This is a genomic window from Streptomyces sp. NPDC040405 (assembly GCF_055595765.1).
In genome coordinates, this window is the sequence record NZ_JBVIVI010000006.1 from 244077 (window position 1) to 267651 (window position 23575).

20 protein-coding genes are annotated in these 23575 nt (G+C 72.0%); 5 read left to right on the plus strand and 15 right to left on the minus strand.

The features are described from left to right. Window positions 1–21 precede the first annotated feature (21 nt). Window positions 22–972: an SDR family NAD(P)-dependent oxidoreductase gene (locus tag ACZ59A_RS25410; RefSeq protein ID WP_470962421.1), complete on the plus strand. Its 951-nt coding sequence runs from the start codon at window positions 22–24 to the stop codon at window positions 970–972. Here the strand turns inward: ACZ59A_RS25410 and ACZ59A_RS25415 are convergent, their stop codons facing one another. After that, window positions 973–1866 (minus strand): Vgb family protein, encoded by an 894-nt coding sequence (locus ACZ59A_RS25415; protein WP_470962424.1) that lies wholly within the window; start codon window positions 1864–1866, stop codon window positions 973–975. It lies immediately after the preceding gene. 145 nt (window positions 1867–2011) lie between these two features. Here ACZ59A_RS25415 and ACZ59A_RS25420 point away from each other — a divergent pair, with 145 nt between their 5' ends. Further along, window positions 2012–3025 (plus strand): alpha/beta fold hydrolase, encoded by a 1014-nt coding sequence (locus ACZ59A_RS25420; protein ID WP_470962427.1) that lies wholly within the window; start codon window positions 2012–2014, stop codon window positions 3023–3025. On the opposite strand, the gene ACZ59A_RS25425 is transcribed toward ACZ59A_RS25420, so the two are convergent. The 3 genes from ACZ59A_RS25425 to ACZ59A_RS25435 all read right to left on the minus strand — a co-directional run bounded on the left by ACZ59A_RS25425 (window position 3022) and on the right by ACZ59A_RS25435 (window position 5388). Then, complete coding sequence (locus tag ACZ59A_RS25425) at window positions 3022–3825, minus strand: inositol monophosphatase family protein (protein WP_470963131.1); 804 nt, start codon at window positions 3823–3825, stop codon at window positions 3022–3024. The two genes, ACZ59A_RS25420 and ACZ59A_RS25425, sit on opposite strands and share 4 nt — an antisense overlap. A gap of 133 nt (window positions 3826–3958) precedes the next feature. Next, complete coding sequence (locus tag ACZ59A_RS25430) at window positions 3959–4237, minus strand: hypothetical protein (protein ID WP_470962430.1); 279 nt, start codon at window positions 4235–4237, stop codon at window positions 3959–3961. Between the two features lie 122 nt (window positions 4238–4359). Further along, window positions 4360–5388 (minus strand): enoyl-CoA hydratase/isomerase family protein, encoded by a 1029-nt coding sequence (locus ACZ59A_RS25435; RefSeq protein ID WP_470962433.1) that lies wholly within the window; start codon window positions 5386–5388, stop codon window positions 4360–4362. Window positions 5389–5650: 262 nt separating this feature from the next. Here ACZ59A_RS25435 and ACZ59A_RS25440 point away from each other — a divergent pair, with 262 nt between their 5' ends. Continuing rightward, on the plus strand, window positions 5651–6523 hold the full coding sequence (locus tag ACZ59A_RS25440) for a sugar phosphate isomerase/epimerase family protein (RefSeq protein WP_470962435.1): 873 nt from the start codon (window positions 5651–5653) through the stop codon (window positions 6521–6523). A gap of 63 nt (window positions 6524–6586) precedes the next feature. Here the strand turns inward: ACZ59A_RS25440 and ACZ59A_RS25445 are convergent, their stop codons facing one another. From ACZ59A_RS25445 to ACZ59A_RS25460, 4 genes are read right to left on the minus strand one after another with little or no spacing between them, the layout of a single operon-like run. Continuing rightward, complete coding sequence (locus ACZ59A_RS25445; RefSeq protein WP_470962438.1) at window positions 6587–7606, minus strand: Gfo/Idh/MocA family protein; 1020 nt, start codon at window positions 7604–7606, stop codon at window positions 6587–6589. Then, window positions 7603–8607: a Gfo/Idh/MocA family protein gene (locus ACZ59A_RS25450; protein WP_470962441.1), complete on the minus strand. Its 1005-nt coding sequence runs from the start codon at window positions 8605–8607 to the stop codon at window positions 7603–7605. Before ACZ59A_RS25450 ends, ACZ59A_RS25445 begins: the two co-directional genes overlap by 4 nt. A 31-nt stretch (window positions 8608–8638) precedes the next feature. Beyond that, the gene (locus ACZ59A_RS25455) at window positions 8639–9400 is read right to left on the minus strand and encodes an SDR family oxidoreductase (RefSeq protein WP_470962444.1); all 762 of its coding nucleotides are present in this window, start codon (window positions 9398–9400) and stop codon (window positions 8639–8641) included. 18 nt (window positions 9401–9418) lie between these two features. Next, window positions 9419–10597: a phytanoyl-CoA dioxygenase family protein gene (locus tag ACZ59A_RS25460; protein WP_470962447.1), complete on the minus strand. Its 1179-nt coding sequence runs from the start codon at window positions 10595–10597 to the stop codon at window positions 9419–9421. A 109-nt stretch (window positions 10598–10706) separates the two neighbouring features. Here ACZ59A_RS25460 and ACZ59A_RS25465 point away from each other — a divergent pair, with 109 nt between their 5' ends. Beyond that, complete coding sequence (locus tag ACZ59A_RS25465) at window positions 10707–11753, plus strand: LacI family DNA-binding transcriptional regulator (RefSeq protein WP_470962450.1); 1047 nt, start codon at window positions 10707–10709, stop codon at window positions 11751–11753. A gap of 79 nt (window positions 11754–11832) precedes the next feature. Here ACZ59A_RS25465 and katG read toward each other — a convergent pair whose 3' ends face one another. Next, complete coding sequence (gene katG, locus ACZ59A_RS25470) at window positions 11833–14055, minus strand: catalase/peroxidase HPI (protein WP_470962453.1); 2223 nt, start codon at window positions 14053–14055, stop codon at window positions 11833–11835. A gap of 248 nt (window positions 14056–14303) precedes the next feature. Here katG and ACZ59A_RS25475 point away from each other — a divergent pair, with 248 nt between their 5' ends. Beyond that, on the plus strand, window positions 14304–14714 hold the full coding sequence (locus tag ACZ59A_RS25475; RefSeq protein ID WP_470962456.1) for a Fur family transcriptional regulator: 411 nt from the start codon (window positions 14304–14306) through the stop codon (window positions 14712–14714). Between the two features lie 35 nt (window positions 14715–14749). On the opposite strand, the gene ACZ59A_RS25480 is transcribed toward ACZ59A_RS25475, so the two are convergent. The 6 genes from ACZ59A_RS25480 to ACZ59A_RS25505 all read right to left on the minus strand — a co-directional run bounded on the left by ACZ59A_RS25480 (window position 14750) and on the right by ACZ59A_RS25505 (window position 23437). Then, window positions 14750–15415 (minus strand): hypothetical protein, encoded by a 666-nt coding sequence (locus ACZ59A_RS25480; protein WP_470962459.1) that lies wholly within the window; start codon window positions 15413–15415, stop codon window positions 14750–14752. Beyond that, window positions 15412–15993 carry an RNA polymerase sigma factor gene (locus ACZ59A_RS25485; protein ID WP_468043814.1) on the minus strand — a complete coding sequence of 194 codons (582 nt, stop codon included), beginning with the start codon at window positions 15991–15993 and terminating at the stop codon, window positions 15412–15414. Before ACZ59A_RS25485 ends, ACZ59A_RS25480 begins: the two co-directional genes overlap by 4 nt. Further along, the gene (locus ACZ59A_RS25490) at window positions 15986–16213 is read right to left on the minus strand and encodes a hypothetical protein (RefSeq protein ID WP_470962463.1); all 228 of its coding nucleotides are present in this window, start codon (window positions 16211–16213) and stop codon (window positions 15986–15988) included. The genes ACZ59A_RS25485 and ACZ59A_RS25490 overlap by 8 nt, the downstream gene beginning before the upstream one ends. A 110-nt stretch (window positions 16214–16323) precedes the next feature. Continuing rightward, window positions 16324–17913, minus strand: coding sequence for an ABC transporter substrate-binding protein (locus ACZ59A_RS25495; RefSeq protein ID WP_470962466.1), 1590 nt, complete (start codon window positions 17911–17913; stop codon window positions 16324–16326). A gap of 6 nt (window positions 17914–17919) precedes the next feature. Beyond that, window positions 17920–19989 carry a P-loop NTPase family protein gene (locus ACZ59A_RS25500; RefSeq protein ID WP_470962469.1) on the minus strand — a complete coding sequence of 690 codons (2070 nt, stop codon included), beginning with the start codon at window positions 19987–19989 and terminating at the stop codon, window positions 17920–17922. A gap of 229 nt (window positions 19990–20218) precedes the next feature. Then, window positions 20219–23437 (minus strand): NACHT domain-containing protein, encoded by a 3219-nt coding sequence (locus ACZ59A_RS25505; RefSeq protein ID WP_470962472.1) that lies wholly within the window; start codon window positions 23435–23437, stop codon window positions 20219–20221. Window positions 23438–23575: the final 138 nt, after the last annotated feature.

Below are 23575 nucleotides of genomic sequence, written 5' to 3' on the forward strand. Positions count from 1 at the left end.
GCCGTAAGGGAGCTTGCCGCCATGTCATCCGTGTCCTCCGCCCCGCTCTGGGATGTTCATCGGCTGCCGCGTGCCGATGGCCGCGTCTTCCTGGTCACCGGCGGCAACGCGGGCATCGGGTACTTCATCACGGAGCAGCTGGCCTCGACCGGCGCCACCGTCGTGCTGGGCAGCCGCAGTCCGGCGAGGGCCGAGGCCGCGGTGGCCGCGGTCCGGGAGCGGGTCCCCGGCGCGAGGCTGCGTGTCCTGCGGCTGGACATCGCCGACCTCGCCTCGCTCGAAACCGCGGTGGACGCACTGGAGTCGGCACACCTCGACGCGGTGGTCCACAACGCCGGGGTGGCCCTCGACGACCCGCCGCGCCGCACCACCGCGGAGGGCCACGAGCTGATGTTCGGCACGAACCACCTGGGACACTTCGCGCTGACCCGGTGGCTGATGCCGCTGCTGTCGGCCGCCCCGGCGGGCCGCGTCGTCACCATGGGCAGCTTCGCGGCGAAGACCGAACGGCTCGACCTGGACGACCCGCAGTCCCGGCGGGACTACCGGCCGAAGCGCACCTACGGGCGGTCCAAGCTGGCGCAGATGTACTTCGGCCTGGAACTCGACCGCCGTCTGCGCGCCGCTCGCAGCACGGTGGCGAGCGTGGTGGTCCACCCCGGCGGGGCCCTCGACTCCCTCACCCCCTCGCGGCCGCCCGTGCACGTACGGTCCGTGGGCGCCCGGCTGCGCGGGGCGCCCGCCGGTGTCCTCCTCCAGGGCAAGCACGCCGGGGCGTGGCCCGCGGTGCGGGCGGTGCTCGATCCCGCCGTGCGCGGCGGTCAGTTGTGGGGGCCGCGCGCCTTCGGCCTGCGCGGCAGCCCCCGTACCGAGCCGGTGTGGGAGCACCTCACCGACACCGCCGCGGCCGCGCGGCTGTGGGACCTGAGCCGCACCATGACCGGCGTCGACCCCGCCGACGCGCGCCGTTGACTACGGTTCCACCCGGGCGACCGTGCCGGTTTCGAGGGCCACCCAGAGCGCCCCGTCCGGTCCCACGGCGATGCCGTGCGGCTCCGATGACGACGCCGGCAGGCCGTACTCCGAGATCTCGCCGTTCGCCGTGATGTGGCCGACGCGGTTGGCGCCCCACTCGGTGAACCAGCACGCCCCGGCGGACACCGCGACGATGGCGTGCGGCTTGGCCGTACGGTCGGGGAGCGGGAACTCCTCGATCCCGCCGTCCACCGCGATCCGGCCGATCCGGCCCGCCGCGATCTCGACGAACCACAGGGCGTCGCCGTCACAGGCGATCCCCACCGGCCCGGCGCCGGCCGTCGGCAGCGGATGGAGGGCGACCTCACCGGCCAGGTCGATCCGGCCGATGGCGTTCGCCTGGTTGAGGGTGAACCACAGCGCGCCGTCCGGGCCCGCCGTGATGGCGGAAGGGAACCCGCCCTCGACCGGCAGGGTGAACTCGGTGATCGCGCCGTCGAGGCCGATGCGGCCAATGCGGTCGGTGTTCATCTCCGTGAACCACAGGGCGCCGTCCGGACCGGCGGTGATGCCGAACGGCCCGCTCCCGGGCGTCGGCACGGCGTACGCCTCGGACCGGCCGTCGGTCGTGATACGGCCGATCCGGTGGTCCTGGGACCGGGCGAACCACAACGCCCCGTCCGCCCCGGCCGTGATGATCGTCGGCCGGCAGGTGCGCGAGTCCAGGTCGTAGGTGGTGAGGCCGCCATCGACGGTGAGCCGGGCGATCTGGCCGCTGTGCACGAGGGTGAGCCACAGGGCGCCGTCAGGGCCGGTGGCGAGCGCGTACGGGCCCGACCGCTCGTCCGACACGGGGAACTCCCGGACGGAGGGCGAAGCGGAATGCGGCACGAAGGCTCCTTCCGAAGCAGCGGTGTTCACCTGCCGCACCCTGCCCGCCGGGACGTGGCGTACGCAACGGCTTTTCGCACGCACGCGGCAACGCGTGCATATAGCATCGTTACTCGGCAGTAAAGCAACCGGAAGAGGAACCACAGTGCACAGCCCGGTCAAGCATGACGTCGTCGAGGTGAACGGTGTGCGGCTGCACATCGCGGAGCAGGGGCAGGGGCCGCTGGTCCTGCTGCTGCACGGCTTTCCGGAGAGCTGGTACTCCTGGCGCCACCAGTTCGGCCCGCTGGCCGAGGCCGGATACCGCGTCGTCGCCCCCGACCAGCGCGGCTACGCCCGCAGTGAGCAGCCCGAGGACATCGCCTCGTACAGCCTGCTCCACCTGGCCGGAGACGTGATCGCGCTGATCCGCGCCCTCGGCGAGGAGCAGGCGGTCGTCGTCGGACACGACTGGGGCGCCCCGGTCGCCTGGATCACGGCGATGCTGCGCCCTGACGTCGTACGCGGCGTGGCCGGGCTGAGCGTCCCGCCCGCGCTGCCCGCCGGAATGGCCCCGCCCTCCGCCACCCGGAAGTACTACGGCGAGGGCTTCTACCAGAACTACTTCCAGCAACCGGGCATCGCCGACGCCGAGTTGGGGCAGGACATCGCCTCGTCCCTCCGCCGGATCCTGTTCAGCGGCTCCGGGGACAACCCGAAGAACGAGCGGCCCCGGCCGTGGGTCATCCCCGAGGGCAAGGCCCTGCTGGACACCGTGCCGGAACCGGACCAGCTGCCCGGCTGGCTCACCGAAGCGGACATCGAGGTCTTCGCCCGCGACTACGCGGAACACGGCACCCGGGCCTTCACCGGCCCCCTCAACTGGTACCGCAACATCGAGCGCAACCAGGAACTCCTCGCCCCCTTCCGGGGCCGTGGCATCGAGGTGCCCGCGCTGTACATGGTGGGCGACCGCGACCTGGTCACCTCGTTCCGCGGCGTGGACACCCTGCGCGCCTCACTGCGCCGTATCGTCCCCCGGCTGCATGACGAGGTGACCCTGCACGGCTGCGGCCACTGGACCCAGCAGGAGCGCCCGGACGAAGTCAACGCCGCCCTGCGGGACTTCCTCGCCCACCTGGACGGCCAGCAGGACGGCCACCAGGACGCCCGCGGCTAACCGCCGCCGTTGCCCGCCCGGGCGGCGCGCCAGATGCCGTGCATCTCGTCCGCCGCCCCGGGCGCCGCGACCAGCAGCCCGCCCGACGGCACGCCCGTGGTCGGCCCGGTGTCGTCGAACGCGAGCGCGCCCGCCTCCCGGCAGATCAGCAGGGCGGGCAGGCCGTCCACCGCCTGGAACCTGCCGATCGCCCCCGCGCTGGCCCGGCCCGCCGCCACCTGGGCCAGCGACAGCGCCGTCGAGCCCATGATCCGCACGGTGCACAGACGGCGGGACAGCTCCGCGAGCACCCGGTCCATGCCGCGCCACGGCGCATGGGCCGCCCACTCCGTCATCACGACCTGCCCCCGCACCCCCGTGGCGCCGGTGGCCCGGATCGGCTCCCCCTCCAGTCGGGCGCCCTCGCCGCGCACCGCCGTGAAGACCTCGCCCCGCCATGGATCGGCCACCAGGCCGAGCAGCGGCCCGGACGCGTCGGACATGCCGAGGGAGAACGAACTCCAGCCCACTCCGTGTGCGTAGTTCGTGGTGCCGTCGACCGGGTCCACCACCCAGCTCGGCGCCCCCGCCGCGCCCTCGCGCACCCCGTACTCCTCGCCCTCCACCCGGTGGCCGGGGAATTCGCGCAGCAGCACGGAGCGGACCCGGCGCTCGATCAGCTCATCGGTGTCGGTGACCAGGTCGGCCGCGTTGGCCTTGTACCGTACGTCGCCGGTACGGGGACGGCGCATGGCCTCCGTCGCCCAGCGCGCCAGCTCACCGGCCACCGCCACGGCCCGGCGCAGCTCGGCCTCGTCCATCGTGGACACGGCACATCACTCTCCCCGCGGTGGTACGGACGAAGCATCGCCACAGTAGGTCAGCGCCGGTACGCGCGCGAGCCCCGGACACCCGCGTCGGTGTCCGGGGCCCGCGAGGCGGATCAGAGTGCGGTCAGCACAGGGCCAGACCGTCGAACTGCGGAGCCAGGCCGCGCTTGCTCTTGAACTTCTGCCCGGGCTTGAGGGTGTTGCAGCCGGAATCGGGGGCGAAGGACCAGACGACCTTGACGCGCTTGGTCGTCGAGCACCCGTTCTTCACATAGGCCGTCTTCGAGATGGTGCCCTCGTCGACATTGACCTTCACACATGTGGGGGCCGCGGCGAACGTGGCGACGCCTCCCCGTGATTCCGCTGCCTGAGCCGTCCCGGCGGAGGCGGCGAGGGCCAGCATGAGGACCCCTGCCGTAGCCGCCGACCGGCTCAAGAGTGAATGCCTGCGCACGTAGATTCTCCCGTTGGTGAAACCACCCGCCGCCGTGGTGGGCGGCGGTGCGATGACCCTACCTTCGGCCCTCACCGACCGGGTGCGGTTTCCCCCTCGCCGCCCAGCAGTTCGGCGATCCGCTCGTGGGGAACCGCCTCGGTGGACGCGAACGACCAGCGCGCGTCCCCGGTCTTGTCCACCAGCTTCGCACGGACACCTTCGGCGAAGTCCGGCTCACGGACCAGCCGGGACGCCACCACCAGGTCCCGCCGGAGGACCTGGGCGAGGCTGTCCCGCCCGCCCAGCCGCAGCATCTCGTCGGTCAGGGCGAGGCTCAGCGGAGACGCGGCCGCGAGCGAGCCGAGCGCCGTCTCCGCCCATGCCGAACCGTCCGCCCGGAGGCGGCCGGCCACGTCGGACAGTGAGCCCGGCGCGAAGGCCGTGGCGATACGGTCGCCGAGGTCGTCCAGGTCGGACGAGGGCGCGGTACGGGCGTACTTGGCGAGCGCGTCGTCCGGTTCGGCGGTGTCCAGCGCGGTGAGGAACTCGGGCAGGTCCGCGGAGGACACGAAGTGGGTCGCGAGCCCGGCCTTGACCGCGTCGGCCCCGCCCAGGCGCGCGCCGGTCAGCCCGAGGTAGCGGCCGAGCGCGCCGCCGAGCCGGGGCAGGAACGAGCAGGCGCCGACATCGGGGAAGAAGCCGATCAGGGTTTCCGGCATCGCGAACACCGACCGCTCGGTGGCCACGCGCACCGCACCGTGCACGGAGATGCCGAGACCGCCGCCCATCGCCACCCCGTCGATCAGGGCCAGATACGGCTTGGGGTACTCGGCGATCTCCTGGTTCAGGGCGTACTCCTCGCGGAAGAACCGGGTCGTCGCCGCGAAGTCGCCACGCAGCGCCGCCTCACGGATCGCCCGGATGTCTCCTCCCGCGCAGAACGCCCGTGGCGTGCCGCTGCGGACGACGACCGCGCGGACACCGGGATCGCCGCGCCACCGGTCCAGCGCGCCGCGCATGGCCAGCACGGTGTCGGTGTCGAGTGCGTTGAGCGCGGACGCGCGGTGGAGCACCAGATGCGCCACCCCCTCGCGCACCGAGGTTTCGACAGTCGTCATGGGTGCCTTTCACGAAACGGTGGGCAGGGTCCCTGACCAGCGTGAGCGTCGTGCTCAGACCGGCCCGCAGCCCTCACGGTAGCCACGGCGGCCACCGCCCGGGACATCCGGGGTGAGCTGCTCGACGCGGCGCAGCACGAGCGCGGTCTCGACCGACCGCAGACTTCCCACTTGTCGATGACGGGTTAATGATGGTTCCCGCCCCTTCAGAATCGCGCCCGGGCACGATTCGGCGCCGCCTGCGGAAGGGAAGGATCCCGTCATGCAGCAACAAGCACCGGACACCGAGAATCTGCTCGCCACCTGCTGGACCACCGCCGGGGACGCCGCGCCCGGGCGGGGCGACGAGCGCAGCCCGCTGACCCTGCGGGAGCGGGCGGAGGCCGCGGGCGCCGCCGGGTTCAGGGGCTTCGGGCTGCTGTACGCGGATCTGGTGGAGGCCGAGCGCGCGTACGGGCTCGCGGGGATCCGCTCGCTTCTCGCGGACAACGGGCTGGTCCAGCTGGAGCTGGAGCTCCTGACCGACTGGTGGGCCGACGGCCACCGGCGCGCGGCCTCGGACGCGGTACGACGCGACCTCCTGCGGACCGCCGAGGCGCTCGGCGCCCACCACCTGAAGATCGGACCCGATGTGGAGGACCGGCCGTGGGACCCCGACGCCTGGGCCGGGGAGTTCGCCGTGCTGGCCGCGCAGGCGGATGGCGTGGGCGCCCGGCTCGGAATCGAGTTCCTGCCCTGGTCCAACCTCAAGACCGTGCACGACGGACTCCGGCTGGTCGAGACCGCGGGCCATCCGGCGGGCGGCCTCATCATCGACGTCTGGCACACCGAGCGCGCCCACACCCCACCGGCCGAGCTGGCGGCCGTACCGCGGTCGCGCATCGTGGGCGTGGAGCTGAACGACGCGGACAGCCGGGTCGTCGGCACGCTCTTCGAGGACACCGTCCGGCGTCGCCGCCTGTGCGGCGAGGGCTCCTTCGACCTGCCGGGCATCGTCACCGCGCTCCGAGACACCGGCTGGTCCGGCCCGTGGGGAGTGGAGATCCTGTCCGACGCGCACCGGGCGCTCCCGGTGCGGGAGGCCGCCGACGTGGCGTACCGCACGGCCGTGGGGGTGCTCGACCCCGCGCGGTGAGACAGCCCTCGCGGTGCGGTGCGGTGCGGTGAGGGGGCCGGGGCGGCCCCCCTCACCCGCCGTTCACACCGCGGTGGGAACGACCGTCCGTGGGCGGACCGGGAAACCGGCCGCCCGGTAGCAGTCGTCGATGAGCTGCATGGTCGTCAGCGCGTCCTCGGCGCCGAGGGGCAGTGGCGCACCGTGGCGCAGATGGGCGGCGAAGGCTTCGAGCTGGTACGTGTACGAGGACCGGCGGCCGAGCTGTTCGACGCGCTCACCGGCGGCCGTACGCACCACGACCCGGTCGTCCAGATGGGGCTGGACGAAGTTCACCGCCGTCGCCTCGCCGCGTGTTCCCACGACCCGGCAGCTCATCCGCCACTCGTGATACGCCATGTGGCAGCGGGCGGTACCGGTCGCGCCGCCCGGGAACTCCAGGTCGGCATCGAGCCACGCGTCCACTCCCGGTGTCCCGGCCCGCTCCTCGCCACGCGCCGCGACCGGACGGGGCTCGCCACCGGCCCAGGGGGCGAGCATCCGCTGTGCGTGGAGGCTGTAGCACCCCAGGTCCATGAGCGCGCCACCCGCGAGCGGGAGCGACCAGCGCACATCGGTGTCCGATGGCGCGGGCATGGCCATCATGGTCTCCACATGCCGGAGTTCACCCAGTTCCCCGCCCTCCAGCAGGTCGTGCAGCCGCCGGGTGACGGGGTGGAACAGATAGTGGAAGCCCTCCATGAAGACGGTGCCCGCCATGCGGGCTGCGCGATGGACCTCGGCGGCCTCCTCCGCGTTGCTCGCGGACGGCTTCTCCGTGAGGACGTGTTTGCCCGCTGCGAGGGCGGCCAGGTTCCACGGTCCGTGCAGCCCGTTGGCCAGCGGGTTGTAGACCACCTCGATCTCCGGATCGGCGACGAGGGCGGCGTACGACGCGACCACTCGCTCGACGCCGTGCGCGACGGCGAACTCCTCGGCCCGGCCGCGGTCGCGGGCGGCCACCGCGACCAGGCGGTGGCCGCCCGCACGGGCCGGACCGACGAGGGACAGTTCGGCGATCCGGGCCGCGCCCAGCACACCGATCCGCAGGGGCTCATCCGTCATGCCGTACGCACCTCTTCGAGCCGCACCGGCCGGTGTTCGCGCAGCGACACCGCGCAGGCTTCGGCGATCCAGCTCGCCTCGATGGCATCGGCCACCGTGCAGGGCGAGGGCCGGGCGCCCGCCACGACCTCGGTGAAGGCGGTGAGTTCGGCGCGGTAGGCGTCGGCGAAGCGGTCCATGAAGAAGTCGTGCGGCGGCCCGGCCGGGAAGGTGACACCCGGTTCGACCGACCGCAGCGGCAGTCTGTCCTCCAGCCCGACCGCGACGCTGTCCCGCATGCCGTGCAGCTCCAGACGCACATCGTAACCGCGGGCGTTATGGCGGGAGTTGGAGACGACGGCGAGGGTGCCGTCGTCCAGGGTGAGCAGCGCGGACGCCGTGTCGACGTCGCCCGCCTCCCGGATGTACTCCGCACCCCGGTTGCCGCCGGTCGCGTACACCTCGGTGACCTCGCGTCCCGTCACCCAGCGCACGATGTCGAAGTCGTGCACACCGCAGTCGCGGAAGATGCCACCGGAGACCGCGACGTAGGAGGCCGGGGGAGGGGCGGGGTCCAGCGTGGTGGACCGCACGGTGTGCAGCGCCCCCAGCTCACCGCTCAGCACGGCCGCGCGCGCGGCCACGCAGCCCGCGTCGAAGCGCCGGTTGAAGCCGATGTGCACCTCGAGCCCGCTGCCCTCGACCGCGCGCAGTACGTCGGCGGCCTCCTCGACCCCGCGGGCCACGGGCTTCTCGCAGAACGCGGGCACACCCGCCTTGACCGCGGCGAGGATCAGATCCGGGTGGGTGTCGGTCGCGGCGGCGATGACGACGCCGTCGACCCCGGCGGCGAACACGGCCTCGGGGGAGTCCACCACGGTGGCCCCCCATCGTTCGGGGGCCCCGGCGGTGGCGGCGGCCACCGGGTCGGTGACCACGAGGGAGTCCACCGTGTCCAGTCCGGCCAGGGTCTGCGCGTGAAACGCGCCGATCCGGCCCAGCCCCATGATGCCTATACGCATGGCAATTCCGCCCCTCCGGCCCGTGGGCCGTTCACTCGAACCCGCCGATGATGTTCTGGTCCCAGTCGATGACCGATCCGGTGACCACGCCGCTGCGCTCGGAGAGCAGGAAGACCACGAAGTCCGCGATCTCGTCGGCCTGACCCAGCTTTCCCATCGGCTGTGACGCGGCGGCCTTCTCCCGCCAGTCGTCGCCCGCACCGTGGAAGGCGCGCTGCGTCGCGTCCTCGCCCTCGGTGTCCGTCCAGCCGATGTTGAGGCCGTTGACGCGGACGCGGTCCCAGCGGTGGGCGTAGGCCGCGTTGCGGGTCAGCCCCGCCAGCCCCGCCTTCGCGGCGGCGTACGGCGCCAGATGGGGCGGACCGCCGTGGGCGCAGTTGGAGCCGATGTTGACGATGGTGCCCGGCGCCTCGCGGGCCGTCATGTCGGCCACCGCCGCCTGCATCGCGAAGAACGGCGCGCGCAGGTTGATCGCCATATGCGCGTCGAACAGCTCCGGCGTGGTGTCCAGCAGCGAGCCGCGCGACGTCAGCCCGGCCGCGTTGACCAGGCAGTCGACGCGCCCGTGCGCCTCCACGGTCCGTACGACGCTTGTCCGCGCCTGCGCCGGATCCGCCAGGTCCGCGCGGACGAAGCGGGCGCCGGTGTCCGCGGCGAGCTTCTCGGCGACGTCGGCCCGGCGTCCGGTGAAGACGACCGTCGCGCCCTCGCGCACGGCGGCCCGTACGGTTCCCGCGCCCACGCCCTGGCTGCCGCCATTGACCAGGACGATCTTGCCTTCGAGCAGTCCCATGAGTGTGCTGTATCCCCTTCAGCTCTGGCGGCGCTCGGCGCCCGCGTGCAGTTCCTGACGCAGCCGCTCCGGGGCCCAGTCCTCGGCCACGGCCTGCCGGAGAGTATCCGCCTGGGAGCGCGGAGCCAGCCCGCCGACCGGCGGGTCGAGGTCCAGATTGGTGGGGAAGGCGTAGCCCTCGGCCGTGGCGGCCACCACCCGGTGCAGCCACTCCTCACAGACGCCCTCGGCCTTGCGGCGCAGCAGCACGGGGAAGAGCGCGTTCGCCATCGCCTCGCGGTCCACGCTCTCCATCGCGCGCCCGAAGGCGGAGGAGATCTGGAGCAGATTGGCCATGCGCTTGATGCCGGCCGAGCGGTTGTGCCCGGCGGCGTGGAAGAGCGCGGGGTTGAAGAACACCGCGTCGCCCTTCTCCAGCGGGAGCTGGATGTGGTGGCCTTCGAAGTACTCGATGAACTCCGGCAGCCGCCACGCCAGATACCCGGGCTCGTACTTCTGCGAATGCGGCAGGTACAGCGTCGGCCCCGACTCGACCGGCATGTCGCAGTGCGCCACCGCACCCTGCAGGGTCAGCACGGGCGACAGCCGGTGGACGTGCGCCGGGTACGCGGCCGCCTGCTCCTGCGGGAGGAAGCCCAGGTGGTAGTCGCGGTGCACGCTCTGCGCGGCGCCACCCGGGTTGACCACGTTGACCTGCGAGGTGACCTGGTACGCCGGGCCCAGCCACGCCTCGGCAATGAGCGCCAGCATGTCGTTGGCGTAGTAGTCCGCGAACGCCTCCGGCGCGCGCACGGCCATCTTGTCCAGCGCGTTCCACACCCGGTCGTTGGCGCCCGGCTTGGCGAAGTGGTCGCCGCGGGCGCCGCCCCGCGCGCGCTCCTCCTCGATCAGCGCGCGGAACGCCTCCGACGCGCCGTCCACGACGGCGGGGTCCGGATACGCGCCCCGCAGCACCACCACGCCGGGCCCGTCCAGCAGGGACCGCACCAGCTCGTCCTGCACCGCCCGGCGCCCCCGCGGGGTGGCCGCGAGGCCGCGGAGCCGGTCGCTGTCGTACAGCGGGACACCCTGCTCGATCCGTTCGGCCGAGGGGTGGTCATGCGGGTCGGTGCCCTGCTCTACCAGGGCACGGAACTCCTTGAGAGCGCAGTCGTCCTCGGTCAGCCACGTCCGTGATCCCGCGTCGGAGGGGGACATCTGGATCCTTTCGCCATGCCTGCTTTTCTGCCAGTCTTATGAACCTGCTTCCATCAAGCAATCCTCAGCGGACCATCAAAAAACCATCATCGACTTTCGGGGATCAGTCATGCGGCACCCCTATCCGATCAGGGAGATCGCCCGGCAGGCCGGGTTGAGCGAGGCCACCGTCGACCGGGTCCTCAACGACCGGGGCGGCGTACGGGAGAGCACCGTCAGGGAGGTGCGCCAGGCGGTCGAGGACCTGGACCGCCAGCGGACCCAGGTCCGCATCGGGGGCCGCACCTTCATGATCGACATCGTGATGCAGGCGCCGGACCGGTTCTCGACCGCCGTACGCGACGCGCTCGAAGCCGAACTGCCCTCGCTCCACCCCGCCGTGGTGCGCTCGCGCTTCCACTTCCGGGAGACCGGCCCCTCCTCGGAACTGATCTCGGCCATGGACAAGATCGCCAAGCGGGGTTCACAGGGCGTGCTCCTCAAGGCCCCGGACCTGCCGGAGATCGGCGCCGCCGTCGGCCGGCTGGTCGAGGCAGGCATCCCCGTCGTCACGCTGGTCACCGACCTGCCCGGCAGCGCACGCTCGGCCTACGTCGGCATCGACAACCGCGCCGCCGGAGCCACCGCCGCCTACCTCATCGGGCAGTGGCTCGGCCCCCGGCCCGGCAATGTGCTCGCCACCCTCAGCCGGGGCTCCTTCCGCGGCGAGGAGGAACGCGAGATGGGCTTCCGCGGCGCGATGCGCAGCGCCCACCCCGGGCGGTCGGTGGTGGAGGTCACCGACAGTGACGGTCTCGACGCCACCCAGCGCGACCTCGTCGTGGCGGCGCTGAAGCGCGACGCCGGCATCGTCGCCGTCTACTCGATCGGCGGGGGCAACGCCGCGACCCTCGACGCCTTCGACGCCCTCGGGCGGGAGTGCGCGGCGTTCGTCGCCCACGATCTGGACCACGACAACACCCGGCTGCTGCGCGAACGGCGCCTCTCCGCGGTCCTCCATCACGACCTGCGCCAGGACATGCGCCGCGCCTGCCAGACGATCATGCGCGCCCACAAGGCGCTGCCCGGCGAGGGGCCCGCGCTGCCCTCGGCGATCCAGGTGGTCACCCCGTACAACATGCCGCCCGGGCTGTCTCCGCTGCCGTTCACCGGCTGAGCCGCGGTCACCGGACGCAGAACGTCCAGGCCGGTCCGTGCGGACCGGCCTGGACGTCACTGGTCAGGCGGTTGGGCGATCAGACGAGGTCGAACCGGTCGAGGTTCATCACCTTGGTCCACGCCTCGACGAAGTCCTTCACGAACTTCTTCTTCGCGTCATCGCTCGCGTAGACCTCCGCGAGCGCGCGCAGCTCGGAGTTCGACCCGAAGACGAGGTCGGCACGGGTGCCCGTCCACTTGACCTCGCCGGTGGCGGCGTCGCGGCCCTCGAACGTGTCCTGGGCCTCGGACGTCGACTTCCACTCCGTGCCCAGGTCGAGCAGGTTGACGAAGAAGTCGTTGGTCAGCGTGCCCGGGGCGTCGGTGAAGACGCCGTGCGAGGACTGGGCGTGGTTGGCGCCCAGCACGCGGAGGCCACCGACGAGGACCGTCAGCTCGGGGGCGCTCAGGGTCAGCAGGTTCGCCCGGTCGATCAGCAGGTACTCGGCCGGGAGCCGGTTGCCCTTGCCGACGTAGTTGCGGAACCCGTCCGCGGTCGGCTCCAGCGCGGCGAACGACTCGGCGTCGGTGTGCTCATCGGTCGCGTCGACCCGGCCCGGGGTGAAGGGCACCTCGACGGCGTGGCCCGCGTCCTTGGCCGCCTTCTCCACGGCAGCGGAGCCGCCGAGCACGATCAGGTCGGCCAGGGACACCTTCTTGGCGCCCGAGTTGAACTCCCGCTGGATGCCCTCGAGGGTGCGGAGCACCGTCGCGAGCTGGTCGGGGTTGTTGACCTCCCAGCCGCGCTGCGGCTCCAGGCGGATGCGCGCACCGTTGGCGCCGCCGCGCTTGTCGCTGCCGCGGAAGGTCGAGGCCGACGCCCACGCGGTGCCGACGAGCTGCGAGACGGTCAGACCCGAGTCGAGGAGCTTGGCCTTGAGGGCCGCGATGTCCTCGGCGCCGAGGGTCTCACCCTCCGCGGCGGGCAGCGGGTCCTGCCACAGCAGGGTCTCCTCCGGGACCTCGGGACCGAGCAGGAGCGACTTCGGGCCCATGTCGCGGTGGGTCAGCTTGTACCAGGCCCGGGCGAACGCGTCCGCGAACTCCTCCGGGTTCTCGTAGAAGCGGCGCGAGATCGGCTCGTAGATCGGGTCGAAGCGCAGCGACAGGTCGGTGGTGAGCATCTGCGGACGGTGCTTCTTCGACGAGTCGTGCGCGTCCGGGACGATCTCCGGGGCGTCCTTGGCCACCCACTGGTTGGCCCCGGCCGGGCTCTGGGTCAGCTCGTACTCGTACTCGAAGAGGTTCTTGAAGAACCCGTTGCTCCACTGGGTCGGGCTCGTGGTCCAGGTCACCTCCAGACCGGAGGTGATGGCGTCCGCGCCCTTGCCGGTGCGGTAGGTGCTCTTCCAGCCCAGGCCCTGCTCCGCCATGGTGGCGGCCTCGGGGTCGGCGCCGACGTGGTCCGCCGGGCCCGCGCCGTGGGTCTTGCCGAAGGTGTGACCGCCCGCGATCAGGGCGACCGTCTCCTCGTCGTTCATCGCCATCCGGCGGAAGGTCTCACGGATGTCGCGGGCCGCGGCGAGCGGGTCCGGGTTGCCGTTGGGGCCCTCCGGGTTGACGTAGATGAGGCCCATCTGCACCGCGCCGAGGGGGTTCTCCAGCTCGCGGTCGCCGGAGTAGCGCTCGTCGCCGAGCCAGGTGGTCTCGGGGCCCCAGTACACGTCGTCCTCGGGCTCCCAGACGTCCGCGCGGCCGCCGGCGAAGCCGAAGGTCTCGAAGCCCATCGACTCCAGGGCGACATTGCCGGTGAGGATCATGAGGTCGGCCCACGAGAGGCTCTGGCCGTACTTCTTCTTGACCGGCCACAGCAGACGGCGGGCCTTGTCGAGGTTCCCGTTGTCCGGCCAGCTGTTCAGGGGGGCGAAGCGCTGCTGGCCGGTGCCGCCACCGCCGCGGCCGTCGCTGATCCGGTAGGTGCCCGCGCTGTGCCAGGCCATCCGGATCATGAACGGGCCGTAGTGGCCGAAGTCGGCGGGCCACCAGTCCTGCGAGGTGGTCAGCACCTCCGCGATGTCCTGCTTCACGGCCGCAAGGTCGAGGCCGTTGAACGCCTCGGCGTAGTCGAAGTCCTCGCCGAGCGGGTCGGCCACGGCGGGGTTCTTGGCCAGGATCTTCAGATTGAGCCGCTCCGGCCACCACTGGCGGTTTCCGTCGCCTTGGGTCGGGTGCGGAGTGCCCCCGTGCGCGACCGGGCAGCCACCTGCGCCCTCGCCCTCCGTGTTCGCGTCTACGACGATTGCTTCATGGTTGTCAGACATGGGAATCCTTCCGGACCAGGCGGATCAGGTGCCCAGGGAACTGCGGGCGGTGGAACAGTCGGGGCACGGGCCCCACGTCTCCGTCTCTGCCGAATTGGAGTCTTCCTGTCCCTTGGCTATCGCCGGAACCGATCCTACGATGGACAGGGTCTAAGTCAATAAGCACGCCAAACCCAGATCCCATCAGAGTCCCGGACACCCATGGGTAGGATCCGGGCATCCCACCGAACGTGAATAGGTGAGCCTGTATGAGTGACCTGCTGCGGCGACTACGAGGGCGTGGCTGGCGGATGACCTCCCAGCGACGCGTCGTTGCGGAGGTCCTCGACGGGGACCATGTGCACCTCACCGCCGACGAGGTGCACGCCCGCGCGGCGGAGCGGCTGCCCGAGATCTCCCGGGCGACCGTCTACAACACCCTGGGCGAGCTGGTCTCCCTCCGCGAAGTGACCGAGGTCACCACCGACGGCCGCGCCAAGCGCTACGACCCCAACGCGCACCACCCCCATCAGCACCTGGTGTGCTCCGGCTGCGGCACCATCCGCGACGTCCACCCCATCGGCGATCCACTGGCCGCCCTCCCCACGGAGGAGCGGTTCGGCTTCACGGTGTCCGGGGCGGAGGTCACCTACCGGGGACTGTGCCCGACCTGCGTCTAGGCGCCTGGCCCGCGCCCGGGCGCGGCCGCGCAGCATCACGTCATCGCGGCGGTGGCCCCGATGCCGAATCGGGCCGAGAGGCTGTCCCGGATGGCCTCCATCGCGTCGATGACCGACGTGCACAACGAGATGGCGTGCAGGACGGCCCCCGGGGGCAGGGTGTCGTCCTCCCGGCCCTGCCCCAGCCGCCGCCGGATGCGGCACGCACTGCCCCACACCGCGAGCGTGAAGTGCATCGCGGCGGTTCCGGTCAGCCCCTGGCCGGTGTACGGACCGCACGTGACGAGCCGGTTGTGGTAGTAGGCGATCCTGGCGTCCAGCTGGTTCCGCAGCAGGCAGGTGTCGCCGGAGACCTGGCCGGTCGGGAGGAGCCGCGCCAGCAGCGTGGTGTCCTGGTAGGCGTCCGCGAGCAGCTCGGCGAACGTGGGCGGCCGCCCGGCCGCCGCGTCGGAGGTTCCGGTGGCGTCCGTCCCCGCCTCCGTCCCCGGTATGCGGAGGGTGACGGCCCCGTCGATGTGGATGTCGCGGTACGCCGCGTACAGATCGGGCCCACTGGGCAGTGGTACGTCTTCGGTGGGGACCGCGTGCCAGTGCACCAGGGCGGCGCCGCGGTCGGTGTCGAGGCCGGCGCTCACGGTATCCAGTACGGCAGCGTCTGCTGCGGCGAGGAGAGCGTCGAGTGCCGTGTCCGGATGGGTCATTTCGCACCTCCAGCGGGTGTCAGGCCCAGGATGTCCTTCAGCAGGGCACGGGCGCGGGCGACGTTTTGCCGGACCGCGTTCGGCCGCATCTCCAACGTCTCCGCGATCTCGTTCGTCGAGTAGCCGTCGAGGAGCCAGGCCATCACCTGACGCTGCCTCATCGGCAGCTGGGCCAGCGCCTCGAACACCCGCTTCTCCTCGTCGGCCAGCTCCACTCTCTCCAACGGGCAGGAGAACGCCGGGCGGTCGGGCACCTCGTCGGTGAGTTCCTCCTGCGGGCGCGGGGCCTGCCGCAGATACTGACGGAAGGCCACTTTGCGCAGCCACGCGCCGGGGGACTCGATCAGATGCCACACCCGGAAGCCCTCGATGAAGGCGGCCTGAGCGGCATCGGCCGCTTCGTGCGGACTGGCCCCGTAGCGCATGACGAACCTGATCAGGGACGCCATGTGCTGCTCGTAGTAGCGGGAGAAGCTCTCACGGAGGGCCTCGTCCTGGTGGGCGGGCACGGAAACCCCACGTTGGCCGGGGAGGGACACGGGCAGGGCGCGGACGGTATGGCTCGTGCGGCTATCCACGCGCTCCTCCCGTCGGTGGACCGACCTGGACCCGGATGCTGTCGCCGTGGTGTGCTTCGCTCAGCGTGGTGCCCGGTGGCAGCGCGCGCACGCGCTCGCTGATGCCCTGCTGACGCAGCCGGGCCAGCCGAACGTCGGCCCGACTGCCTATCCAGGCGTACAGCAGGCGCGCTCCCGCGGCGCAGACCGTTCCCACGGCTGCCGCGACCGCGATCTCCATGCGGCTCCTCACAACTACCTCGGTCGACGGTGCCCCATTGCATCGTCGGCGGACCTTAAGGAGTGCACCGCGGCGCGCGATGTGTGACATCCGGATCACGAAGGGCGCGTTCAGGAGGGGCAGGCGTCCCGGGGGCCGTCGCGGTAGGTGCGGTAGAGGGTGGTCGGGCTCTGCGCTCCGGTGCGGGTGGCGGGCGGGTATTCGACCACGGGGACCGGCTTGCAGACGGCCCATTGGTCGTTCTTGCCCGGGCCTTCGAAGCCGTAGGTGCCACCCGCGCCGATCAGGCAGGAACTGCAGGAGTCGCCCGAGATGCTCGGGATGATGAGGGTGTTGTAGACGTCGTCCTTCGTGGGGATGCTCGGGGACTTCGGGGTCTTGTGGCCGCCCTCGTTGATCTCGGTGTAGGTGCGGTCCACGGCGCCCGCGAGGAGTGCGAACGCGTCGTGGTACATGACGGCGTAGCCGTCGTCGAGTGGCTTGGTGCCGAGCTTGTGCCGCTTCGTCAGCTCCTCGAAGTGGCCGAGGAAGCTGCCGAGTGCCTTCTTGGGCTTGTTCTTGCCGTTCCACCAGGCGGGGTCGACGCAGGACGCGTCGACTATCGTGGCGCGGGCATCGTCCAGCCGCTGCGTGGGGGCGTCGGCGGTGAGAGTGGGTTCCAGGCCGATGCCCACCTTGAGGATGCGCAGCTTCGTGGTGCGGCCGCAGTCGCCCTCCTGGGCCAGGCGCTCGATGAACGCGGGCAGGTCCTGGTCGCGTCCGGCGAAGAAGACGGTGTCGGACTTCTCGTTGCAGATCTTCTGTACGGCGTCGGTGAACCGCTGGGGGATGCCCTTGTCGGTGCCGGAGGTGCCGGTGAAGTTCGAGTTGTGGTGGGCCAGGCCGTACGCGTCGCCGAAGTGTCTTTCGAAGACGGCGCGCAGGTTCTGCGAGTAGACGTCCTCGTCGCGGTTGTCCCAGACCAGGAAACCCCGGTGCTTCCCCGGCTTCTCGGCCAGGTACTGCCCCAGGGCGCGGGCGAACTGGTCGTTGTTGGCCGAGGTCTTGAAGAAGTACGGGGAGTTCATGTTGGCCGCGGTGATGACGGGGCCGACGGTGGGGATGCTGTGCTTGCTGAGCGCGGCGATCGCCCGGCGCGTGTCCGGCGTACTGCTGGGGATGCCGGTCACGCCGACCAGTGGCGCGCGGGTGTCCTCGGCCAGTTCGGCGAGGCGCGCGACGACGGGTTCCCACTGGTCGAGGTTGCGGCCGTCGGGGGCGAGCAGCAGCTGGTAGTGCGGGCCGCCGAAGCGGTTGGCCTGCCGCTGCGCGGCGAGGGCCCCGGCGAGGCCGCGGCGGATCATGTCCGTCGTCATGGCGCTGTGCTCGTCCGCGGTGAAGGGCATCATCAGCGCGATGCGCACGTAGGGGATCTCGGGGCCGCTCGACGGGGACTCCGCGTTCTGCTCCACCCGGGCGTTCTCGTCCGCCACCGCCTCGATGAGGCTCTTGATGCCCGGATCCGCCTCGAAGGCGTTCGCGGTGACGCCGACGCAGTCCCCGTCGATGTCCCGCAGGTCCTCACCGCACCTGCCGGGGCCCCGCGCCATGCTGACGACGACGGCGATTGCGGCGGCGGCCAGGGCGCCGAGTCCGCAGACCGCCAGCCATTCGACCGGACCCCACTCGCGGGGATGACGACGGAACAGACGCAGCAGCATGCTTCCTCACTGACCGGTGATGGGGAAGGGGCGCTTCTTCCGCGCCGCCGCAGGCCAGCTGCGGGCGGCCTGGCCCAGGACGGCGTGCCAGGACGGGTGCCGCGGTGAGAGGTAGGCCAGTTCTTCGCCGACGGCCTTGCACATGTCGGGGTCCGGCTCGGCGTGCGGTTCGCACACATGCCACAGGGCGTGCAGCAGCCGGTTGACGCAGCGCTCGATCTCGTGCAGCCCCGCGTACCGGCCGTCGTGCGCGCCGAGAGCGACCTGCATGCGTTCGTCGGTCCACTCCCCGGCGGGCGGGGTGGGCGCGGTGGCGGCGTACTGCAGGCACAGCAGCCAGTGCGCGGCGGCGTGTTCGTCCTGCTCGGACTGGAACTCCTCCGCCAGCATGGCCACCACGGCCTCGGCGTTCCCGGACGCGAGCGTGTGCCGCAGGGCGTCCGCCTCCCCGCTCTCGCCGCGCTGCGCGTGGTGCATCCGCAGAAAGCGGTGGATGTCCTGCCAGCCGCGGCCGTCCTCGGCCGCTCGCGAGGTACGGCGCGCCTCGTGCACCAGCAGGGTCCGCAGCAGGCGGTCGGTGACCAGCGGCTGGTCCGGCGGGGTGAGCTGCTGCCACTGCTGCTCTTCGAGGTAGTCGGTGGCGGAGTTGGCGGGCAGCTGATCGGGGCCCTGGAGGCGCAGATGGTCCGCCAGCGCCTCGGCCGCGGTGCTGTCGCGGGCGAGCGAGAGAAGCGTCAGCCGGTCGCGCTGGCGCCGGTCCGGAAGCAGCCGCTCCAGGAGCGCTTCGGTGACCGGGCGCCCGTCCTTGGCGCGCAGGTGGAGAAGGTCCCGCGGGCCCACGCTGCCACCCTCCGCGGTGGCGTCCAGTATCGCCGCGCACAGCACGGTGATCACCGCGGGATGTCCGCCGGTGAGGGAGTGCACGGCGGAGGCCAGATAGGGGTGGAGCGGCCGGGCGGGCCGGTCCGGCACCAGGAGGGGCAGGATGTCGTCCCGGCTCAGCGGAGTGAGGGGGACGGCGAGCAGCCCGGCGGAGGGGCTGAGGCCCTTGCGTTCCCAGCCGGAGGACTTCACCAGGTCGGGGAGGTTGCGGCGGACCGCGGCGGACGCGCCCTCCGGCAGGCCGCCGAGCCGGGTGGCCACGACGACCACTTCCTCGTGGTCGCGGCGCTCGGGCCTCGCCCGGTGCTCCAGCAGCAGATCGAGGAAGTTCTGCCCGGGCGGGTGGTGGGTGTCGTCGAGCAGGATGAGCGGCCACGGCTCCCGGTTCCACCGCTGCAGCCTGCCGTAGGAGGCGGCCACATCGTGCAGGAAGGCGGCCATCAGGGTCTGCTCGGCCGCGTGCCGGTAGTCGCCGCCCTGCTGGAACCACTGTCCGAGCAGGACCAGCGGATCCTGGCCCTCCGCGCCCCGGGGAAAGCGCCGCCGGTACCACTCCAGGGCCGCGGCCGGCTGGTGCCGGTCGGCGTACTCGGCCACCACGGCGGCGGTGACCGCGTCCCGGTCCGGAGGGACCGAATCGGTGTCGGGGTCCGGGCTGTCGGCCTCCAGACGGCCTTCTACGGCGGTGGCCCAGGCGTGCCGCAGCGTGCTCTCGTCCCCGCCGGTGAGGCGGCAGGCGAGCAGCAGCCGGGCGAACCGCAGACACGCCGCGTCCCGTTGCTCCGCGTTGCCGTGGTGCCAGCCGGACACGGCGAACAGGCCGGGCACCAGGACGGGGAACCGGCGGCGCAGCCCGGGTGCGAGCCCGCACACCAGCTCCGCCAGGATCTCGACCAGGGTGGCGGCGGTGGGAACCGCGCCGCCGGCCGGGGCGGGCCGGAACGCGCCGTTCTCGGCGGCGACCACCTTGATGTGCGCGAGCGGCAGCCGGTCCCGGTAGCACGCGGCCAGCTCCGCGAGGACGGCGCTGCGCCCTATGCCGTGGTAACCCGTCACCAGCACCACCGGCAGGTCGCCGTGGTGTTCGCGGGCCGTACGGGATCTCTCGTCGAGTGTCAGGCCCGTGAGCCGGGGGACGAGCGAGCGCAGGAGGGGGTCCCGGCCGTAGAGCGGTGACCCTTCCGATACGCGCATCTGGCTGTGTCCCGCCTCCGTTGTTCAACGCCGTCGGCGGCCACAACTCCGGAGGCGGGCGGCACCGCTCCCCCGAGACATCAGCCGCTGACATCCGTATCAACTACGCCTGTAAGCATTGAATTTACCCGGTTACCAGGGCAACACACCAGGTGAAAGTGGGATCGGTACCAGGTAGTGACCAGCCGGGACCTGGCGTCGAACACGGGTGCGGGGTCGGTTCCGGGGTTCAGGGGCGCGGATAGACATCCAGTTCGACGCTGTCGGGAAGCGCGTCCGCCCCGCGGATCTCGCCGGGGTAGACCAGCCGTACCCGGCGCAGGCGGCGCAGCCCGGCGAGGGAGGCGAGATCCAGCTCCGCGACCTGCGACAGATGGATCTCCTCCAGCCCCGGAAGGCGCCGGGCGATCCGCCGCAGCGGAACCGCCGCACCCGCCCTGGCCCATACTTCCAGGTGGGTGACCTGGGGGATCTCGGTACGAGGGGCGAACAGCAGCATGCTCAGCTGCTGCGGGGAGAGCGTCAGCTTGCGCAGCTGAGGCAACTCGGCGACGAGCGAGCCCCACTCGTCCGGCGTCAGCCGCTCGCTCGCGTCCTGAAGCCGCAGCTCCTCCAGCCCCCGGCAGGCCGCGATGCCCGCGAGCTGGGCCGCCGCCGACGGCAGCGCCAGCAGCCGCAGCTCGGCGGCGCGCGGAAGGTCGGACAGGCCGCGCCAGGGCACCTCGGGGCCGACGAGAAGACCCTCCAGACGGGGGCAGTCCGCCAGCTTCAGCAGCGTCTCGAACTGGGGGAGGTCCCGCAGCTCCAGCGTCCGCAGCCGCGGCAGCCGGGTCAGCGGCGCCGGGTCCTTGACGTTCCGGCACCCCTGGAGGGCCAGTGTCTCCAGCTCGGGATAGGCGGAGAGCAGGCCGAGATCCTCCAGCTGGAGGGTGTTGCGCAGGCGCAGCTCGCGCAGCCGCCGAGGGTCGAGCGAGGCACGGATCTCGTCGGGGCCGAAGTCGCCGTGCAGGCCCACGCGCTGATAGCCGGACATGGTGCGCAGCGCGTCCAGCTCGGCGTGCGAGCGCACCGTGACGATCTCCTCGGGGGCCGTATCGAGGAGCGGGCGCACGATCTCCTCGGCGTACGCCGCCGTGTCGAACCGGTCCCAGTGGCCGAGGAGCTGGGCGCGCACCGCGGGCTGGCCGGTGCGCAGGAACTCCCGGAGCCTGGGAATGGCGGCGTCCCCGCCGATCTGGCATATCGCGTGGACGGTGGCCAGCTCCTCGTCGCCCTCCAGGTCCTTCGCGGCGGGCAGCAGGCCGAGCAGCAGCGGGCCCGTCTGCGCCAGCGACCTGGCCTCCCGCAGACTGCGCGGCGGGAGCAGCCGCGCGGCCCGGTCCTCGATCGCTTCGCGCACCGTCGGCTCCAGGCGGGTGGCTTGTTCGAGGGAGGCGAGCGCGAGGAGCCGCAGCCGCGCCCGTACCGCCGCGTCCTGCTCCCGGTCGCCCCGCTCGCGAAGGCGGGTCAGCAGATCGGCGCGCTCCTGGTGACGGGCCTGTGCGACGGCCATCTGCACCACGTCCTCCCACTGGTCCAAGTGCGCGTTGTTCACCAGCATGCCCATGTCGCGTTCTTCCAGTACGGCCCGGGCGCCCAGGAAATCCTGAAAAGTCCGGTGAATGAAGTTCACCGCACCCGTGGCGGGTTCCCGCAACAGACCGGAACGTTCCAGCAGATGCTGCAAAGCTTCCTCCGCCGTCCCGACTTCCGCCAGCCTGGGTACGGAGGGCTGCAGCCGCCGCACCACGTCCACCGCGTCCGGACGGTCCAGCTGCGTCCGCTCGTTACGGATCAGCCAGTACGCCAGCTTCTGCAGCGGTTCCGTCGCCGACCTCTGGTCCAGCACCGGGCGGCTGCGGCCGTACACCTCGCGCTCCAGATCACGCCGCTCCAGGAGCATCGACAACGCCGCCTCGTACAGGGAGGCGCGGCCCTGGGGCAGAAAGCCGCGGCGCTCCCGGTGCAGGGCGCAGATCAGGCCGCACATCAGCGGATTGGTCGCCAGACGGCTCAACTCGGGGCTTCTGCGCAGCGACAGCGTCAGGGACTCGCCCAGCTCCTCCGACGCCCCGGCCGCCGCGTGCCAGCGCCGGATGAACTGCTTCATGTCGGCGGGCCGCATCGCGGCGAGCGCGAACTCCTGGAAGCCCTCGCGCGCCAGCCAGCCCCGCTCCAGGGCCGCGGGACGGGAGGTCAGCAGCCACAGATTGCCGGGGAAGACGGAGAGCAGCTTCTTGAGCCAGGCCCGCGTGCGGGTCCGGTCCTCCTTCGGGATCTCGTCGGCCCCGTCGACCAGGAGCACACCGCGCCCGTGCTGCAGCACCCGCGCCGCCCAGCCGTCCGGTTCCGTGCCCACCAGCGGGCAGCCGATCCAGCGCAGGAAGTCCTCGGGCATGGGAAGCTCGGCGCCCTTGCGCGCCAGGGTGCGCAGCGGCAGGACGAAGGGGACGCGCCCGAACAGCTGCGACAGCCCGCCCGGCACCCGGTCCTGCTGCGCCGTGGCGAGGGCCAGCCACTGCACCAGGGTCGTCTTGCCGGTGCCCGCGACCCCGCGCAGAAGCACCCGCTCATGGCGGGCGAAGACCGCCTCGGCGGGACCTGCGGCCCGGTCGGCTTCCGCGTCCCGGTCGGCGCCCGTCTCGCCGTTCAGCACCGGAAGCGGATCGGTTCCCTCGCGGTACGGCCTGGCCTCCAGGCTCAGATACGCGGTCTCCAGCGGCCAGTCCTGGCCGTCCGGTTCGCGCAGATCGACGCCGTAGATCGTGAGCCTGCCGTGGCACTCCACGACGTAGCGCGCGTAGTCCTCCTCGAACTCCGCGTCCTGGCGGCTGATGTCGGGCAGCCGCCGCAGGATCCTGTCCAATTTCTCGCTCTGCTCCCGGATCTCGCGGCTCTGCTCGATCTGGGCACGGGCCGCGAAACCGGGCCGCTGGCTGAAAAAGCGCATCAGATGCACGCACGCCGTCTCCAGGAGCCGGTCGTGGAAGCGGGCGGCGTCGTCGCTGAGGAGCCTGCGGGTGTCGGGGCCCGCGCTCCTGGACAGCTCCGCGGCCAGCCGCTCGGGGCCGAGCGCGAAGGCGTGGACGTCGTCCATGTCGAGATCGCCGAGCGCGTGCAGGGTGCGGGTCAGCGCCTGCCCGACGGAGTCGTGCTCGTCCGCGCCGATCGGCGGATCGTGGGGACCCGCGGCCCGCACGGCGCGGCGGACCAGTTCCCGGGCGAGCTTGTGCAGATCGTCCTCGGATAAGGTGCGGTGCTCCCGGGCGAAGGAGACCAGGCGGCGGATCGGGACCGGGCGCTCGCCGAATTCGGCCGCCGGTGCGCTCGCGGGCGGCACCAGCAGTCGTTTGACCACCGGCACGACCACTGCCGATGCGATCTTCAGGCCCACCGTGCCGCCGTCCACAGCAGCCCCTCCCTCACCAGCGCCGGCGCGCTTCCCCCGCCGGGCCCCTACCCCTTTGAACCCCGCTCACCATAGCCGTGGACAGCCGCCTTGAGCAGGGCGCGAGGGCGCCGGGCTTGCGCCGAGTGCCCCCGCACG

Coding starts and splice junctions, on each gene's coding strand:
- ACZ59A_RS25410 (WP_470962421.1), top strand. CDS start 22: ATGTCATCCGTGTCCTCCGCCCCGCTCTGGGATGTTCATCGGCTGCCG.
- ACZ59A_RS25425 (WP_470963131.1), bottom strand. CDS start 3,825: ATGGACGAGGCCGAGCTGCGCCGGGCCGTGGCGGTGGCCGGTGAGCTG.
- ACZ59A_RS25430 (WP_470962430.1), bottom strand. CDS start 4,237: ATGCTGGCCCTCGCCGCCTCCGCCGGGACGGCTCAGGCAGCGGAATCA.
- ACZ59A_RS25435 (WP_470962433.1), bottom strand. CDS start 5,388: ATGACGACTGTCGAAACCTCGGTGCGCGAGGGGGTGGCGCATCTGGTG.
- ACZ59A_RS25440 (WP_470962435.1), top strand. CDS start 5,651: ATGCAGCAACAAGCACCGGACACCGAGAATCTGCTCGCCACCTGCTGG.
- ACZ59A_RS25445 (WP_470962438.1), bottom strand. CDS start 7,606: ATGACGGATGAGCCCCTGCGGATCGGTGTGCTGGGCGCGGCCCGGATC.
- ACZ59A_RS25450 (WP_470962441.1), bottom strand. CDS start 8,607: ATGCGTATAGGCATCATGGGGCTGGGCCGGATCGGCGCGTTTCACGCG.
- ACZ59A_RS25455 (WP_470962444.1), bottom strand. CDS start 9,400: ATGGGACTGCTCGAAGGCAAGATCGTCCTGGTCAATGGCGGCAGCCAG.
- ACZ59A_RS25460 (WP_470962447.1), bottom strand. CDS start 10,597: ATGTCCCCCTCCGACGCGGGATCACGGACGTGGCTGACCGAGGACGAC.
- ACZ59A_RS25465 (WP_470962450.1), top strand. CDS start 10,707: ATGCGGCACCCCTATCCGATCAGGGAGATCGCCCGGCAGGCCGGGTTG.
- katG (WP_470962453.1), bottom strand. CDS start 14,055: ATGTCTGACAACCATGAAGCAATCGTCGTAGACGCGAACACGGAGGGC.
- ACZ59A_RS25475 (WP_470962456.1), top strand. CDS start 14,304: ATGAGTGACCTGCTGCGGCGACTACGAGGGCGTGGCTGGCGGATGACC.
- ACZ59A_RS25480 (WP_470962459.1), bottom strand. CDS start 15,415: ATGACCCATCCGGACACGGCACTCGACGCTCTCCTCGCCGCAGCAGAC.
- ACZ59A_RS25490 (WP_470962463.1), bottom strand. CDS start 16,213: ATGGAGATCGCGGTCGCGGCAGCCGTGGGAACGGTCTGCGCCGCGGGA.
- ACZ59A_RS25495 (WP_470962466.1), bottom strand. CDS start 17,913: ATGCTGCTGCGTCTGTTCCGTCGTCATCCCCGCGAGTGGGGTCCGGTC.
- ACZ59A_RS25500 (WP_470962469.1), bottom strand. CDS start 19,989: ATGCGCGTATCGGAAGGGTCACCGCTCTACGGCCGGGACCCCCTCCTG.